The 15,573-nt window shown below is 64.8% G+C and carries 14 protein-coding genes; 2 read left to right on the forward strand and 12 right to left on the reverse strand.

The genetic code is table 11. The features are described 5' to 3' along the window. The 11 genes from JZ792_RS34325 to JZ792_RS34375 all read right to left on the reverse strand — a co-directional run. On the reverse strand, positions 1 to 1,103 hold a 1,103-nt coding region (locus JZ792_RS34325; protein WP_216917061.1), incomplete at its 3' end, for an MlaD family protein. Next, a complete protein-coding gene (locus tag JZ792_RS34330; protein WP_216917062.1) occupies positions 1,100 to 2,209 on the reverse strand; it encodes an MlaD family protein in 1,110 nt (369 codons plus the stop codon). The genes JZ792_RS34330 and JZ792_RS34325, both read right to left, overlap by 4 nt. After that, on the reverse strand, positions 2,206 to 3,309 hold the full coding sequence (locus JZ792_RS34335; RefSeq protein ID WP_216917063.1) for an MCE family protein: 1,104 nt from the start codon (positions 3,307 to 3,309) through the stop codon (positions 2,206 to 2,208). Before JZ792_RS34335 ends, JZ792_RS34330 begins: the two co-directional genes overlap by 4 nt. After that, positions 3,306 to 4,376, reverse strand: coding sequence for an MCE family protein (locus JZ792_RS34340; protein ID WP_216917064.1), 1,071 nt, complete (start codon positions 4,374 to 4,376; stop codon positions 3,306 to 3,308). The genes JZ792_RS34335 and JZ792_RS34340 overlap by 4 nt, the downstream gene beginning before the upstream one ends. Before the next feature lie 7 nt (positions 4,377 to 4,383). Then, the gene (locus JZ792_RS34345) at positions 4,384 to 5,421 is read right to left on the reverse strand and encodes an MCE family protein (RefSeq protein WP_216917065.1); all 1,038 of its coding nucleotides are present in this window, start codon (positions 5,419 to 5,421) and stop codon (positions 4,384 to 4,386) included. Further along, positions 5,418 to 6,716 (reverse strand): MlaD family protein, encoded by a 1,299-nt coding sequence (locus JZ792_RS34350; RefSeq protein WP_216917066.1) that lies wholly within the window; start codon positions 6,714 to 6,716, stop codon positions 5,418 to 5,420. Before JZ792_RS34350 ends, JZ792_RS34345 begins: the two co-directional genes overlap by 4 nt. Before the next feature lie 4 nt (positions 6,717 to 6,720). Then, complete coding sequence (locus JZ792_RS34355; RefSeq protein WP_216917067.1) at positions 6,721 to 7,575, reverse strand: ABC transporter permease; 855 nt, start codon at positions 7,573 to 7,575, stop codon at positions 6,721 to 6,723. Then, positions 7,575 to 8,441 carry an MlaE family ABC transporter permease gene (locus tag JZ792_RS34360; RefSeq protein ID WP_216917068.1) on the reverse strand — a complete coding sequence of 289 codons (867 nt, stop codon included), beginning with the start codon at positions 8,439 to 8,441 and terminating at the stop codon, positions 7,575 to 7,577. Before JZ792_RS34360 ends, JZ792_RS34355 begins: the two co-directional genes overlap by 1 nt. A 115-nt stretch (positions 8,442 to 8,556) precedes the next feature. Beyond that, complete coding sequence (locus JZ792_RS34365) at positions 8,557 to 10,257, reverse strand: nitric oxide reductase activation protein NorD (RefSeq protein ID WP_216917069.1); 1,701 nt, start codon at positions 10,255 to 10,257, stop codon at positions 8,557 to 8,559. Further along, positions 10,254 to 11,072, reverse strand: coding sequence for a CbbQ/NirQ/NorQ/GpvN family protein (locus JZ792_RS34370; protein WP_216917070.1), 819 nt, complete (start codon positions 11,070 to 11,072; stop codon positions 10,254 to 10,256). The genes JZ792_RS34365 and JZ792_RS34370 overlap by 4 nt, the downstream gene beginning before the upstream one ends. A 1-nt stretch (position 11,073) precedes the next feature. Beyond that, positions 11,074 to 12,246 carry a spirocyclase AveC family protein gene (locus JZ792_RS34375; RefSeq protein WP_216917071.1) on the reverse strand — a complete coding sequence of 391 codons (1,173 nt, stop codon included), beginning with the start codon at positions 12,244 to 12,246 and terminating at the stop codon, positions 11,074 to 11,076. 222 nt (positions 12,247 to 12,468) lie between these two features. Between JZ792_RS34375 and JZ792_RS34380 the strand changes: the two genes are divergently transcribed. Together JZ792_RS34380 and JZ792_RS34385 are read left to right on the forward strand one after the other, a co-directional pair. Next, positions 12,469 to 13,071 carry a TetR/AcrR family transcriptional regulator gene (locus JZ792_RS34380; protein ID WP_216917072.1) on the forward strand — a complete coding sequence of 201 codons (603 nt, stop codon included), beginning with the start codon at positions 12,469 to 12,471 and terminating at the stop codon, positions 13,069 to 13,071. Between the two features lie 540 nt (positions 13,072 to 13,611). Further along, the gene (locus tag JZ792_RS34385; RefSeq protein ID WP_308165568.1) at positions 13,612 to 14,736 is read left to right on the forward strand and encodes a spirocyclase AveC family protein; all 1,125 of its coding nucleotides are present in this window, start codon (positions 13,612 to 13,614) and stop codon (positions 14,734 to 14,736) included. A gap of 96 nt (positions 14,737 to 14,832) precedes the next feature. Here JZ792_RS34385 and JZ792_RS34390 read toward each other — a convergent pair whose 3' ends face one another. Beyond that, entirely contained in the window at positions 14,833 to 15,432 is a 600-nt protein-coding gene (locus JZ792_RS34390; RefSeq protein WP_216917073.1) for a TetR/AcrR family transcriptional regulator, read from the reverse strand. Between the last annotated feature and the right edge of the window lie 141 nt (positions 15,433 to 15,573).

The raw sequence follows: 15,573 nt of genomic DNA on the forward strand, positions 1-15,573 counted from the left end.
GGGTCGGTGCAGTCCGCGTGCAAGTAGGGCGGGGCGTAGTCGGGCACCGATCCGGCACGTCGTGGCAGGTTGTAGTCGCAGGCGTAGCGGGGGTAGATACTGGCCAGGGCCCAGACACCGCCGTCGTGGAATGCCGAGGTCACCGCGTCGAGTGCCGAGCCGTTGCGCTGTTGGGGGAAGAAGAACTCGTTCAGTGCCGGGATCCGGGAGTAGGCGACCTGGGAGACGGTGACGAGATTGCCGAGCAGTTGGACCATGGTCGGTGAGTTCTCGGCGAGCAGGACGTCGAGCGTGGACAGCATCGGCGGTGTCTGTGTGACGAGTTGTTCGAAGCCGCCGGTCATCGAGGACACCCCGCCGAGTGTGGCCGACAGGTCGGCCGAGGTGGACCGGAGGGCGTGTCGGCCGTCGTTCAGGGTGGCCAGGACGACTCTGCTGTTGTGGAGCAGATTCACCGTTTGCGGGAGGGTCGCATCCAGTGTCGAGATGAGGAACGTGCCGCCGTCGATGATCGTCGCCAGTTTGTCGGGGCCGGCCTGACCGACACCGAGTTCCCGGGAGATCGCCGCGAGCCGCGCCGGATCGATCTGTGCGAGTGTGGCACTGAGGCTTTCGAGCATGTCCGAGAGCGGGACCGGGGTGGTGGTGCGGTCGGAGGTGATGACAGCGTCATCGGTGAGGTAGGGGCCGTCGTTCGTGGTGGGGAGGAAGTCCAGGTACTGCTCGCCGGCCGCGGACAGGGCGGCGGCGCGGACCTGACCGGAGGCGGGGATGCGGACGTGTTCGTCGATGGCGGCGACGGCGACGACTTTGTCACCGGCGACTTCGACGGTCTCGACGCGTCCGACGCGGACTCCGCGCAGGGTGACATCCTGCCCCGGGAGTAGCCCGCCGGATCGCTCCAGTTCCACGTGCACCCGATACGGGTCGTCGAGCGGATCGATACCGAGAGTGCCCAGCAGCAGATAGCCACTCGCACTGCCGAGAATCGCGAGCAGCCCCAGCAGCGACACGGCGACTCGATGGCGGTGGGCGCGGCCGACGACATCCAGGAGCAGGCGAGCGGGTGTCTCCCAGGGGCTTCGGTGGATTGTCGTGGTCATCGTGGCTTGCCTTCCAGCCGGTTACCCAGTCGATCGAGCATGTGCTGGAGTGAGCCCACGAAAGCGGTCCAGTCCGTGACATCGGGGAGCCTGCCGCCGGGGGTTCCGGGAAATCCGGGGTCGGGGACGGCGCCGACGGCGACCTGGGTGACGTCGACGTCGACGTGGCCGTTGGGGCCGCTGATCATCTTGATCACGATTCCCAGCATGGTGTTCAGTTCGTCGAGGTCGGCTTCGGGATTGTTCGCCGCGGCGTTGAGGCCGGCGGCCAGTTGATTGATATTGGCTGCCATGCTGGTGTTGTTGGTGCCCTGGATGCTGGGGAACCGGGCCAGCTGGGCGGTGATCACGTCGATGCGGTCCACGAGGGTGAGCAACGAGTCGGTGTTCTCGGCGAGCACTTCCATGGCAGGTCCGGCCGCGGCGACGGCGTCGGTGAGGGTGGTGCGTTGGGTGGCGACGGTCGCGCTGAGGTCGGCCGCGGAACGCAGGACGTCGCCGATCTGTGTGGAGCGGGCCGAGAGGGTGCCCAACAGGGTCCGGGTCTGGTCGAGTAGCGCGGCGAGCCGTTCGCCGCGGCCCCCGACGTGCTCGCCGAGCGCGGCGATGACGTCGGTGAGGTAGTCGATGGTGCCGCCGCTGACCAGAAGCGATGCGCGAGTGAGCATTTCCTCGATGGTGCTCGCGGCCGAGGTCGACTCCAGTGGAATCGCGCTGCCCTCGCCGAGCATCGCGGTACCGGTCTCGGCGGCCGGGGGCGGTTTCATGGCGACGAACACATCGCCCATCGGCGTGGCCGATCGCAGTTCGGCCGACGTGCCTTCGGGCAGGCGCACGGTGGAGTTGATGCGCATCGTCACGACGGCGGTGTACTCGCGAGCGGACATGGAGTCGACCTGTCCGATATCGGCGCCGTTGAGTTTGACTTTCGCTTTGGTCGGTAGGTTGAGAGCGTTGTCGAATGTCGCTGTCAGGGTGTAGGTGTCGCCGCCGAGTCCGGGGGCGGGCAGCGGCAGTCGGTCGAGTCCGGCGGCGCATCCGGTGGCGGACAGTGCCAGCGTGGCGGCGGTCGAGATGAAGAAGATCGCACGTGTCGGTCGTGTCATCGGCTGTTCTTTTCCGCGAGTCCCGTCAGGATGGCGGTGATGCCGAAGTCCGGTCCCATGTCCCGCATGGTGCCGGTGTCGCAGCCGAGACTGTTGAGCTGCAACAGATTACAGATCTCCTTGACCATCTGGCCGTCGAGCAGAAGTCTGTTGATGTCGACCGCGGCGCGTAGTGCGCCGACGTTGTGGTCGATGGCGTTGTAGGCGTTATCGGTGACCAGGGGGAATACGTCCAGGAAGTCGGCCAGGTTGTAGTCGTAGTCGGCCAGGGAGGTCGCCAGGGTGTCGGCGTTGCCGGTGAGGCCGGCGATGGTGCCCCGGTGGCGTTGGAGTAGGTCGGTGACCTGCGTGATGATCCGGTTGAGCGCGGCACCGGTCTCGCCTGTTCCGAATTGCTGTTCGGCCAGGAAGTCGCTGAGTTGTGCTACGGCGGAGCCGAATTGGCGTAGCGTCTGGTCGTTGCGTGCAGCGGCCGCGGTCAGGGAGTCGAGGTTGGTGACGACGGTGGTGATCGCGTCGCTGGTGGCGGCGCCGTTGTCGTGGCCGAGTTGCAGCGCGCGGGAGAGTTCGCCGAGCGCGGCTCGCATGTCGTTGCCGTTGCCGCTGGTGGCCGCCGCGCCCAGGTTCATCAGGTCGGCGATCGGACCCGAGCCGTTGCCGTCACCGGACAGGGAGGTGGACAGCTTCTGTGTCATCGAGAGCAGGGCGTCGAACTCGACCGGGGTTTTCGTGCGGGTGGTATCAAGTGTCGCGCCGTCGGGCAGGGGGGGACCGCCCCGGTAGATCGGGGTGAGTTCGATATGGCGGTCGGTGAGTATCGAGTCCGAGACCGTGACCGCCTGCACGTCGGCGGGTAGCCGGATTCCGTTGTCGATGTCCATCTCGACCTCGACGTCGGTGCCGCGGGCATCGATGCGGACGATCCGACCGACGCGCATCCCGAGGGCCGAGACCGAGTTGCCTTCGTAGAGGCCGTTGGCGTTGGCGAATCGGGCGGTGATCGTGGTGGTGTCGGCGCCGGGACCCGACGAGCATCCGGCCAGACACGCCGCGCTCAGCGCGAGCACGGCCAGTTTGAGAGTGGACAGGGTGACGCTCATCGACAGTCCTGGAGGTAGGGGGCGCGGCCTGCCGCGACGGCGGTGGCACTCAACGCGCACATCCACGAGTCGACGAAGGCTCCATCGGGGGCATTGGCGTTCAATTCGGCACCCGTGCCGGTGGCATTGGCGAACAGCCGCCAGGGAACCGGGAGGATCTGCAGAATGTTGCGCAGCAGATCGTCGTGGCCGGCGATCATCGCGGTCATGTCGTGCAAATCGGTCAGTAGTTGTTCGATTTCGGCGTGTTCGCCGACCACGATCGGTTCCAGGCGCCGCACCAGGGAAGTGGTCGCCTCGAGTAGTCGACGCAGCGCGTCCTGACGGGCATTGATCTGCTGTAGGACGGTGCTGCCCTGGCCGATCACCGCGGCCAGATCGGCTTGCTGGTCACCGATGACGGTGCTGACCTGGGCGGTGCTGGTGAGCAGCGCGCCGATCTGGTCGCGGCGCTGCGCGATGACGGTCGAGAGGGATCGGACATCGCGCAGGATGCCGGGGATCAGCGACGGTACGCCGTCCAGCCCGCGTGAGAGCGAGGCCATCGATTGGGCGATCTGGTCTGCGTCGAGTTGGTCGAAGGTGGTGGTGGCGTCTTGTAGCGCGGTTTCGAGGTCGTAGGGAACGGTGGTGTGGGACAACTGGATCCGATTGTCAGGCAGTTCTCCGGTGCCGCTGGAGCGCAGTTCGACGTAGCGGGAGCCGAGCAGTGTGGTCAGTTTGATCGCGGCTGCGGTGTCCGCGCCCAGTGTGACGTCGTCGTTGTCGATCGTCATGGTGACCTCGACGTGGTCACCGGCCAGTCGGGTGCTGGTCACCGTGCCCACGGGGATACCGGCCCAGGTCACCGCGTCGCCCGCGCCGAGTCCGGCGGCCTGCGCGAAATCGGCTCGGCAGGTGCGTGAACCCAGGTGCAGCGAGTTGATTCCGACCATCGCGACCAGCATCAGTACCGCTGCGCCGACGGCGGTGATCCCGAGGCGCAGCGACTTGTCGGTGTCGGTCGTGTCGACGCGGTCTCGGCCTGCCCGCGATCGCCCGCGGGTGAGGGCACGCAGTTGTTTCATCATCGTTCTACCTGCAGATCGCGGAGTTCTGGGGACGGCCGGTGGGGGAGGAGCCTGCGAGGATCCGGGAGATCACCGGGTCGATTCCCGGGACGATGCCGAATCCGATATCGCAGACGTAGGCGTTGACGTAGGCGCCGCTGTCGGTGGCCCGGACCATGGATTCCAGCAGCAGAGGGAGGTTGAAGCCGAGGTAGGCGAAACGGTCTCGGCCGTCGACGAAGTGGTGTGCGAAGCCGGGTTCGCGGCGGACGAACTCACTCAGTGCGGGGCCGGCACCGTCGACGACGGTGGCGGCGTCCGACAGGACGGTGGCGATTCGGCTGGTCTGCTCGATCAGGGTGTCGCGGCGAGTTTCGAGTCCGTCGAAGATCTTGCGGGTCTGGGTGATCGTCGTCTGCATCCCGGCGCTCTGTCCGGCCAGCGTGCTCATGACGACCGAGAGGTTGTCGATGAGCGTGCCGAGGATCTGGTCGGGTCCGGCGAAGGATTGCGCCAGCGTGGCGGTCTGGGTGATCAGGGCGGCGACCGCGCCGTCGTCGCCCTGTAGTGCGCGGATCAGCGCGGAGGTCAGGTTGTCGACGTCGTCCGGATCGAGAGTGCTGAACAACGGCTGGAATCCGTTGAGCAGCCCGGAAAGATCGAACGAGGGTTGCGTGTGTTCCACGGGGATCTGCGCGTCCGGTGGCAGCGGAGCCGGATCCCCGACGTCGGACAGGCTCAGTCCGAGGTAGCGCTGTCCGATCAGATTCTGGTAGGTGACCGAAGCGAGTGTGTTGCCGTACACGGTCTGGTCCCGGCGCAACCGGAAGGTGACCTCGGCCTGCGGTCCGTGGACCTCGATGTCGTCGACGCGGCCTACCTGCACTCCGGCGACCCGTACGTCGTCGCCGACGCGTAGTCCGGAGACGTCGGTGAAAATCGCGGAGTAGGTGTGGGTGTCGCCGGTGACATCTCGTTGCAGCGTCACGTGGACCATCCACGTGAGCAGGGCGGCGACGAGCAGGAAGGCGGTCAGGCCGACGAGCTCACGGCTTCGTTTCATCGGGGTTCTCCCGCCGTCGGCACTGGAGAGCTCGTCGGGTCTGTATGAGGCGCACCGGCGGTACCGGGCGCGGCAGGGGCCTGGCCCGTGAGGCCGAAAAGCTCTGCGAGACCGATGGATTCGGGTGGCAGCCCGAGGCGCTCGGCGAGACGCTGTCGTTGCTCGGCTGTGCTGACAGGACCGTCGAGAGCGCCGATGACGGGCGGGCCCGCGGCCGGACCGTTCTCGCAACTCGCTCCGGTCAGCTCGCCGTAGCGGGGGCAGTCGGTGCTGGTGTACTGCTTGTGCGGGGTGAGCTCGACGATGACCTTGGCGGTGCCGCTCTGATTGTCGGCGTTCCAGAAATCGTGGGCGAACACCCGCGCGACGCGGGTCTGTGAGGTGGTCATCTGAACGAAGTTGGGGCTTCCCGCGGCGAGTATCTGTAGGACCGGTCCCATCCTGCTGTTGAGGTCGATGAGGGTGTCGGTGCGATTGGTCATCGCTGCGCCGACGGTGGCGGTGGTCGCGTTGGCACCGGTCAGTAACTGCGCCAAGCGAAGTCGCTGCTCGGCCACGCTGCGCATGGGTCCGACCGCGTCGTGCAGCGCGGCCAGCAGGTCCGGGGCGGATTGTTGCAACCCGTGCACCGCTTCCGACAGGCCGGTGAGCAAGGAGTATTCGTCGTCGGTGGTCGCCTGCGCGTTGTAGGCGCGCACGATTCGCTCGAGCTGGGCCGCGGCGGTCAGCGCATCCTGGCCGCGGCCGCGGGTCGCTCGCTCGAGGGTTTCGAAGATTCCGACGGTGGGGTCCGAGTCCGGGCGTCCGACAGCGGCGACGATCTGACTCAACGCGGTCAGGGAGGTTTGCAACTGCACACTGGCGCGGCTGTGATCCTCCGGGATCGACGCGCCGTCGGACAACGCGGCACCGGGACCGTTGTCGATGAGTTGTACCGAGGGAACAGCGAATACGTTGCTCGGGACCACCCGTGCGGTCACGGTCGAGGGAATCCCGGCGACGTGGTCGGGCAGCAGGTCGATGCGCACCGTATTGGGTCCGCCACCGGCGGCCGGAATCACCTCCTGCACGCTGCCGACCAGGACACCGCGGTATTTGACGTCGGACCTCGTGGGAAGTCCGTCGCCGACATCGACCAGCATCGCCGTGACCTCGACGGTATCGGCGAACGCCCCTTCGGATCGGGCGATCATCGCCGTGGCGGTGGCGGCGAGCACGGCCAGGACGGCCAGGCCGCGCACGAACAGGCCCGCGTTGGTCAGGTTCCTGTCGTCGGATTCGAACACTATCGACATCGCGTCACCCGCTTATCCTCGAACCGGCGTCGAAACCCCACAGCGCCAATGTCATCAGCAGGTTCACCGAGATCATGACGGTGATGCTCGCGCGCATCGCGCGACCGGCCGCGATGCCGACCCCCTGCGGCCCTCCGCGCGCGTAGTAGCCGTAGTAGCACTGGATCGTGGTGGTGACGACGACGAAGACGATCGCTTTCAGTAGTGAGTAGACGATGTCGGTGCCACTGAGCACCAGGTCGAAATAGTGGTCGTAGGTGCCGAACGATTGACCGCCGACGAATCCGACGAACAGTTTCACCGCGAGATAGTCCGCGGCCAGTCCGGCCAGGAACAGCGGAATCACCGCCACGACGGAGGCGATCAACCGCGTTGACACCAGGAAGGGAACCGGGCGGATCGCGATGGAATCCAGGGCGTCGATCTCCTCGGAGATCCGCATCGCACCCAACTGTGCGGTGAACCGACATCCCGCCTGCGCCGCGAACGCGATCGAGGCCATGATCGGCGCCAGCTCGCGAGTCGCGGCCGTAGCGGCGATCATTCCGGTGGCAGGCTGCATGCCGAGCAGCTTCAACGCGTTGAAACCCTCGATACCGACGATGCCTCCGGCCGCGGCTCCCAGGATGATCATCACCCCCGCCGTCCCGCCGCCGACGATGAGCGAGCCGTTGCCCCAGGTCACATCGGACAGGATTCGCAACGTTTCCTTTCTGTAGTTCCGCAGGGCGACTGGGATCGCGGCCACGGCGCGCACGAAGAAGGTGAACATGTGCCCGAGCCGGATGATGCCGTACCAGGGCGGGCGCGCCACGGCGATCACGGCCCGAGCTCCAGGCGGGCGATAGGTGGTGGCCATTACAAGGTCGTCCTCGGGAACAGCATGGTGTAGATCTGGGTGAAGCCGAGATTGACCACCATCAGCACGACGATGGACGCCACGACGGCGGCGTTGACCGAATTCGCGACACCACCTGGCCCACCTCGCGTGTTCAGGCCCTTCTCGCACGCGATCACGACCACGATCACACCGAATACCGCGGCCTTGGCCATGGCGAGGTAGAGGTCACCCGCGGTCGCGAAAGAAGAGAAGGTCGCCATGTAACTGCCCGGCGTCCCGCCTTGGACATAGACGTTGAACAGATAACCGGCGAGGAATCCGACAAAGCAACTGACACTGGTGAGCGCCATGGCGATAACGATTCCCGCGGCCAGCCGCGGCACCACGAGCCTGCGCAGCACGGAGACCCCCATGACTTCCATGGCGTCGATCTCGTCGCGGATCTTTCGGGAACCGAGATCGGCGCACAACGCCGAACCCACTGCCGCCGCGAGCAGAATGGCGGTGACGAGCGGCGCGGATTGACGAATCACCGCCAGTCCGCTCGCCGCCCCGGCCAATGCGGTGGCGCCGACCTGCCCGGCCAGCAGGCCGAACTGGATCGAGAGTGTCGCGCTGATCGGCACCGCCACCGCCACCGTCGGTAGCAGCGACGTCTTGACCATGAAGACCGCTTGAGTGACGAACTCGTCGAAGGGAAAACGACGCCCTGCGATATCGGTGACGAGATAGCGGAAAGCCTGTCGGCCGAGTGCGACCTGCCGTCCGACGGTCTGCAGCGACGCGATCGGGTGGCGCCGTGCGTAATCCTTCGACCAGTCCTTGATCTCAGCGACCGCGGTGGGCGTGGCCGGGTGGATAGTCGGGGTCTCATCGTGTCTCACTATGAGCCTCCCTTGTTCGGTATCGATGTGATCGGTGTCGACGGCGTGCGCGCGGCAGATCGGTCCCTCGACGCGCGTGCGGCCGGGTGGATCCGCGGCGCGTACCTGTCCTTCGCTACCGCGGTGTGGGTGCAGCCAGTTCTCGTAAGGACGAGAGGAACAATTCGTCCATTCGAGGACTCAGTTCGGACAGGGTGGTTGCGCTGGCATGGCTGGCGGAGCCGAAGACGCGTGCGAGTGCGTCGGTAGTGGTTGTCGCGCCGATGGAAAGACACAGGCAGGCCACACCGTCGGCACGGAGTTCTTCGAGGGCTTTGTGGGCGTCGGCTTCGGCGTAGCGGCCTTCGTATCCGTCATCGTAGGGATGGCCGTCGGAGAGGACGACCAGGAGCCGGTTCTGTGTTCCTGCTTCGTTTTTGAGAATTTCTCCCGCCCCACGGATACCGGCGCCCAAGCGCGTGTAGTTCGAGGGTTGCAGCTGATTGAGCCGGGCGCGCCCGAGGGCGCCGAAACGTTGATCGAACGTTTTGATCGCGGGCAGATGGACAGCGTGCCGACCCTGGGACCGGAACGCGTAGACCGCGACACGGTCACCGAGTTCCTCGAGGGTCAGCGCGAGGGTGGCTGCCGCGCGTCGCTGATGGTCGTGGACCGCCAAACCTTCGGTATCGGTGTCGGTAGCCGATCCCGACGCGTCGAGCAGCACGAGGACGCCGAGATTACGTTCGAGTTTTCGATGTTCCAGGTAGATGTTCTCCGGTGGCGAGTATCCCGAACGCAGATCGACGACCAGATCGATGAGCGCCTCGATATCGAGCTCGTCACCGTCGGGACGACGGCGCAACGCCTTGGGGCCCAGTCCGATGCGGGACAGGCGCCGCCGCAGTACGTCGTCGGGCGGAATACCCGCGGCGGAGATGTCGGCGGCGACCGTCAGCGGGAAGTCGATGACTCGGCACCAGTCAGGCCGGTAGCGGTTGTTGTGTACATCCCATTCCGGATGCAAGGCGCCGCCCACTCCGAGCGCGGTGCCGGGTTTGCCGTCGTCGGTGAATTGGATACGGGTGGGAAGAGGTTGGGCATTCGGTCCTCCCCGCTGCACTCGGCGTACAGAGCGGACCTGCATCTCCGCACCTGCGGCGCCATCGCCCGGAGAGCGGGAGTTGCCGAACAGCTTGCGCAGTTGGTCCGACAGTGCCTTGGAGTTGAACAGCGGGTTCTCGAACAGTTTGAGGATCTTGCTGCCCCCTGGCTGCTCCCCATCTCCGCCGTCTTCGTCTTCGTCTTCGGACTCGGGTAGGTCGATGGGATCGAATTCCAAGCGCAGCTCTTTGGTGGTGGCCCGCCCTCCTGGCGCGTTGGTGGGTCCCAGCAGTCGGGAGGCTTTGATGACACCGAACCACTCGGGTGGATCGGTGACATGACCACGACCGACTGCCACAGCCAGTGACTGTTCGGCACTGGAGGTGCTCGGTGGTTCGTCGAGGTCGACCGTGGCCGCGAGGGGAATCCGTCCGGCCAGGTCGGCGAGCACTCGCCGACCTTCCAGCGCCAGATACCTACGCGCTGTCGCCGGACGTGCCCGAAAGGTCTTCACCAAGTGCTGGTCCAGACTCCCCGCGCCGAGTAGTGCGGTCTGGACCAACATCTCGCGGCGCTGCTCGGCGAGCGGGCGGCCCGCCGAGACGAAGATCACCTGGCCGTCGGTATGGGCTGCTCGGTCCCCCGGCGCCTCCACGATGCCGACGGATCGGCCTGCGAGGAAGGTGCCGATCAGTCGAAACCGCTCGGGACTGTTCGGATCGGAAGCGCTCATGCTCGTGGCAGGATCGCGTCGACGAGTTCACCGAGCGCGCGCACCACGTCCGGATCGTCGGAGAGAGCCTGGACGACGGCCGACTGGACGGCACTACGCAGACTCAGTCCTTCCGCGACCAGGCCGCCGGCGAGGATCAGCAGCCGCGTGGAGGCCACTTCCCGCAGCGGCGACCCGTCGAGATTGCGAATAGCGCGACCGACCTTTACCAAGGCACTCGCGGTCTCGGGTGGGATGCCGGCTTCGTAGGTGACCACTTCGGTCTCGATATCGACAGGGGGGAAGTCCAGTTCGATGGCGACGAAACGCTGACGGGTCGACTCCTTGAGGCTCTTCAAGACGCTCTGGTAGCCGGGGTTGTAGGAGATCACCAGCTGGAAGCCCGGCGCCGCGCGCAATGTCGTACCGAGTCTGTCGATCGGTAGCTCACGGCGGTGGTCGGCGAGCGGATGGATCACCACGGTCGTGTCCTGGCGAGCCTCGACCACCTCGTCGAGATAGAAGATGGCGCCCTCGCGCACGGCCCGGGTCAACGGCCCGTCCGCCCAGACTGTTTCCCCTCCTTTGAGCAGGAACCGGCCGACCAGATCCGCCGAGGTCATATCTTCGTGGCCCGCGGCGGTGATCAGTTCACGGCCGAGTCCATGGGCCATCGTTTCCACGAAACGGGTTTTGCCGCACCCGGTCGGGCCTTTGAGCAGAACAGGCGAACCACGTCGAGCCGCCGCCTGGAAGACTTCCACCTCGTCACCGACCGCTCGGTAGAACGGCGCTTCCAGTTCGGCGAGTACCTCATCGGCTTGACTGATCGACATCTCAATTTCCTCGCTCGAAGGGGACGATTTCCGGTAGTTTCTCGCCCTCGGGCAGGACGAGTCGGCCTTCCGGATCGATGTAGCCGGTGTCCTTGCCGGGGATCGGCAGGACCGGATGAGGGCAGAGCCGGTCGGTGCCTTCGCCGCAGATGCCCATGTCGAAGTAGGAACGCTTCTGGATGTCCTCGGGCCAGGGATCGGCGTTCATCGCGAACCACTGCGCGGGCAGGTTGTAGCAGACGAAGAAGAACATGCTGCATGCCGCGAAGATCGCCAGAAACCGTGTGGCTTGCTGCTTGGCGAAACCGCCTTGGATCTTCTCGAGTCCGCGTTCGACGAAGGTGCGGCCGCGATCGTCGGTGAAGTAGCGCAACGAGCACAGACCTGCCTGTACGCCTCCCCACATGAGCCCTTCATAGATGGGCCACTGGTAATAGGTGCCGGCATTGATCGACAGCGACTGGATGGCGCCGGGATAGGTGAACAATCCCATGGGCATGAGGAACATGCCCTCGATGACGAGGTCGAAGAAGAATGTCCAGACGATGAGCACCCCGATCAGCCCCATATTGCTGATATTCGGCCACTTCTTCTTGGCCTGGCGCATGATCCAACAGCCGAGAATGGTGCACAGCAGCACTCCGTAGGAGTATCCGGCGGCATTCATGAGCAACGGTTCGGCCATCATCGCGCCGGGTTCGGAATACGATCGCCAGCCCGGGATCTCGGCGACCCAGGAGCCGCGGTTGAACATCCACGTGTTGTAGGTGCTCCACGTGTTGAAGTAGTTCAGGAGCGGATCCTGGAAGAACAGCAGTCCGCAGGCCACGAGCAGCATGCCGTCCAGAGTGATGCGCCGCTCGCGCCGCCACGGCCGGATGATGAAGTAGTAGACCCCGACCGGCCAACCGATCAAGATCACGGTCGTCCACACGATGAGGATCGTTTTCATCCACGTCGGCGGATCACTGGGGCCGGTGGGAACCCGTTCGAAGTGCGGTCCGATTGCCCAGCGGACCCATATGTAGACCTGGAACGCGAGGATCAGCGCTCCGATGATCGCCCAGACCTTGACCGGCTTGCTCGTGGACTGAACCTTGGCGCCCAGTGAAGCTGCCTCGCCGAGTGGCTCGGTGATGGTCGAGGTCTTCTTCCGCTCCCACGGTCCGCTCATCGCGTTCCCTCCCGCTGAGTCGTTGTAGTCCGACGCACTCTGATCCGGTGGGGACTCGGAGGTGGATCGGTGGTGACTGCGACAACGTGGGTGTCGCGGCACTGGTCTGTTGTTGCTCGGGCAGCCATCGCTCGCCCTCCTTCAGTAGCTGTGCGGGAGAAAATATACCAATAAGAATCTAGGTATTGGAAGGGTTTCTTGGATTCGTGGCATACTCGCTGCATGGCTGAGCGTTGGACCAGGGAGCGACGACTCGAGCGCACTCGTGGACTGCTGCTGGACGCGGCACAGGAGGTATTCGCCGAGAAGGGCTTCACCGCGGCGACCCTCGATGACATCGCATATGCCGCGGGCTACACCAAAGGTGCTATCTACAAGCACTTCCCGACCAAGGAAGAACTCTTCCTGGCGGTGAACGACTGGTACTGGCAGCGCTACTTCGACACGTTCACCGAAGTGCTCTCGGCGGCATCGAAGGTAGAAGCGCACGAACTCGACCAAGTCGCCATGCTGTGGCGCCAACTCAGTGCCGACCGAGGTGCCGACCATGCCGCGCTGGGGTTGGAATTCACCCTGTATCTGCTGCGTAACCCGGAGGCGCGGGAGCGGGTCGCGGCGAAACGCGAAGAGGTCGTCGAAGCGCTGGCGCGATTCATCATCGAGGGTCTCGACCGAATCGGTGCGACCCTGCTGATCCCCCCGTTGACGTTCGCGCGCATCCTCGTCCACACGACCGACTCCGTCGTGCTGGGTACCCAACTCGACGACGTCGACCTTTACCGACCAGCCCTCGAAATGTACATGTCGGCAATCAAATTGCCCTGATAACGGGTGTGATCGTCGGGCGCGCGTCTACGGATCGCAGCTTCGTGCGGCGTAGGTCCTCGAGTGCGGAATCGGGCGGTGTCGACGCCCGCAAGCGGTGATGTTCGGTGCGCGGGCGACCTTTGCGGACGAGAGCATCCAGAGGTCGTGGACGCCGTGGTAGATGCTCCATATCGATCGGTGACCACGACCCTGGACGTGTTGGCGCACTGCGTCTTTCGTGGATTGCATAGGGGATAGCCGGTCGGTCTCGATCGCAGCCGACCCACCTGGAATCACTTGAACAGATTCTTGAAGACTTCATAGTCATTCGGATACTCGATGGTATCTTTACGGACGATTGGCTACTGAAGGAGGGTGACCGATGACGGCACCGACAACGACAGATGTGTGCCACGACCCAGACGCCGTCGCGGTCGTGGCAGATCCGTTTCTCGTCCCAGGGGGAGTCCGCGAGCGACAGGGCTTCGTGATCGGACAGGGGAGCTTGCGGTGAGCGGCCCCCGGGACAGGAAGAAGACCTCGACGGTCACCGAGCCGATCGGAGAAACGGCCTCGCTCGGTAACGTCCCTCAGGCCTCGGTCACGCCCGTTCGAATCTGGGCGGCGGTCGGTGCGGCGCTTCTGATTCTTCAGGTGTATGTGTGGATTCGGTGGGTCACCGGACCGTATTTCGAACGGGTCCCCGCAGGGCCGACCGAACTTCCCACGCTGATGAAGACGATCCTCACCGTCTATACGATCGGCATAGTGATCGGCCTGCCGCTGGGCATCTGGTGGTTCATCGTCAGGCCCTGGCGCCGGGAACGGCGCATCACCCTCGACGGCATGTTTCTCGTGGCAACCGGCCTGATGTTCTTCCAGGACCCACTGCTCAACTATTTCAACACGTGGTGCACCTACAACACCTGGATGTTCAACCGCGGCTCCTGGTCCTCGCACATTCCGGGCTGGGTCTCGCCCGAGGAACCGGGCCATCAGGTGGCCGAACCGCTGCTGATGAACGCGCCGGGATATGCCTACGGAGTTCTGCTGTGCACGATCTTCGGAGCCTGGGTCATGCGCCGAGTCAAAGCGAAGTGGCCGACGATCAGCAACCTCCGGTTGATCGGAGTGGTAGCGGTCTGGGCTTTCGTCTTCGATTTCGTCATGGAGGGCCTGGTGCTGATGCCGATAGGCCTGTACACCTTCCCCGGTTCAATTCAGTCCGTGTCGATCAATGCGGGCCACTACTACCAATGGCCGGTCTACGAAGGTCTGATGTGGGGAGGTGTCCAGGCGGGTCTGTGCTGCTTGTATTACTTCACCGACGATCGTGGACGCACAGTTGTCGAGCGGGGGCTCGATCGGGTCCGAGGTGGTGTCGTCAAGCAGCAAGCCACCCGCTTCCTGGCGATCTTCGCCGCGGTCAGCGCGATCTTCTTCGTGTTCTACAACCTTCCCGCCCAGTGGTTCGGCATGCATGCCGACCCTTGGCCGGAGGATATCCAGGAGCGTTCGTACTTCAACGGCGGCATCTGCGGCGCCGGGACGGACAAACCGTGCCCCGATCCCGCTTTGCCATTGCCTCGGTACGGATCCGGCTATATCAACAAGGACGGTCAACTCGTCCTGCCGGAGGGCGTGACTGTTCCGGAGATCGTTCCATACCAGCAAGGAAAATGAGAGGTCGACAATTCGATCTGCTGCTTCGGCCTCGATTCGAAGTTGCCCTCCTCCTCCTCCTCCTCCTCGTCGATCGGCGACCCGCGGTTGACGTCACTACTGCACTGCGAGCCGGCGACGCTCGCCTTCGACCTCACGCAGAAATGACTCGATGAGTTCGATCGCCTCGTCGTGGGCGGTGTCGACGGCGAAGGCTTCTTCCATGCGAAGGAAGCGCGAGACGCTGGACATCAGCAGGACCAGCGCGCCGGGGGTGTAGGTTTCGGCGGGTTTGCCGTAGTCGGCGAGAATCTTGGTCACGGCGTCGAGTTGGAGGGTTCGGAAGCGTCGCGAGGAGTCGGCGATCTCGGTGCGGATGGCTTTGCGGTGGTTGGCGAGGGCGACGAATTCCATGGTCATCGCGGTGTGGGATTGGTCGTGGATGGCTTCCCACAGCGACCACAGTGGTTGGGGTGAGGTCAGCGCTTCGAGTTGGCGGTGGTAGCTGCGTTCGGCCCCGCGACGGAAGAGTTCGATGAACAGATTGTCCATATTGCCGAAGTAGTAGTGGTAGAGGGCGGAATTCGTTTCCGCTCGCGCCGCGAGCCGTCGGGTGCTGACTGCGGCGTAGCCCTCTTCTCGCATGATCAGTTCGGCGGCGTCGAGGAGCGCGGTGCGCGTCGGCGAGTCCTCATCGGAGCCACGGGCGGGCTTCATGACGGTGACCTCCCGGATAGTGAGGCACGAAGCCTGTCGCGTGGCGATCACGTAGGTCGTGGTTGCTCGTATAGACGGTAACCCGCACCGTTGCCCGTGGGACGTCCAGCTGCCGGGGTGAACGCCGAGATCCGGGCGACC

The sequence above is a fragment of the Nocardia noduli genome (genome assembly GCF_019038455.1).
In the GTDB taxonomy this organism is placed as follows: Bacteria; Actinomycetota; Actinomycetes; order Mycobacteriales; family Mycobacteriaceae; genus Nocardia; species Nocardia noduli.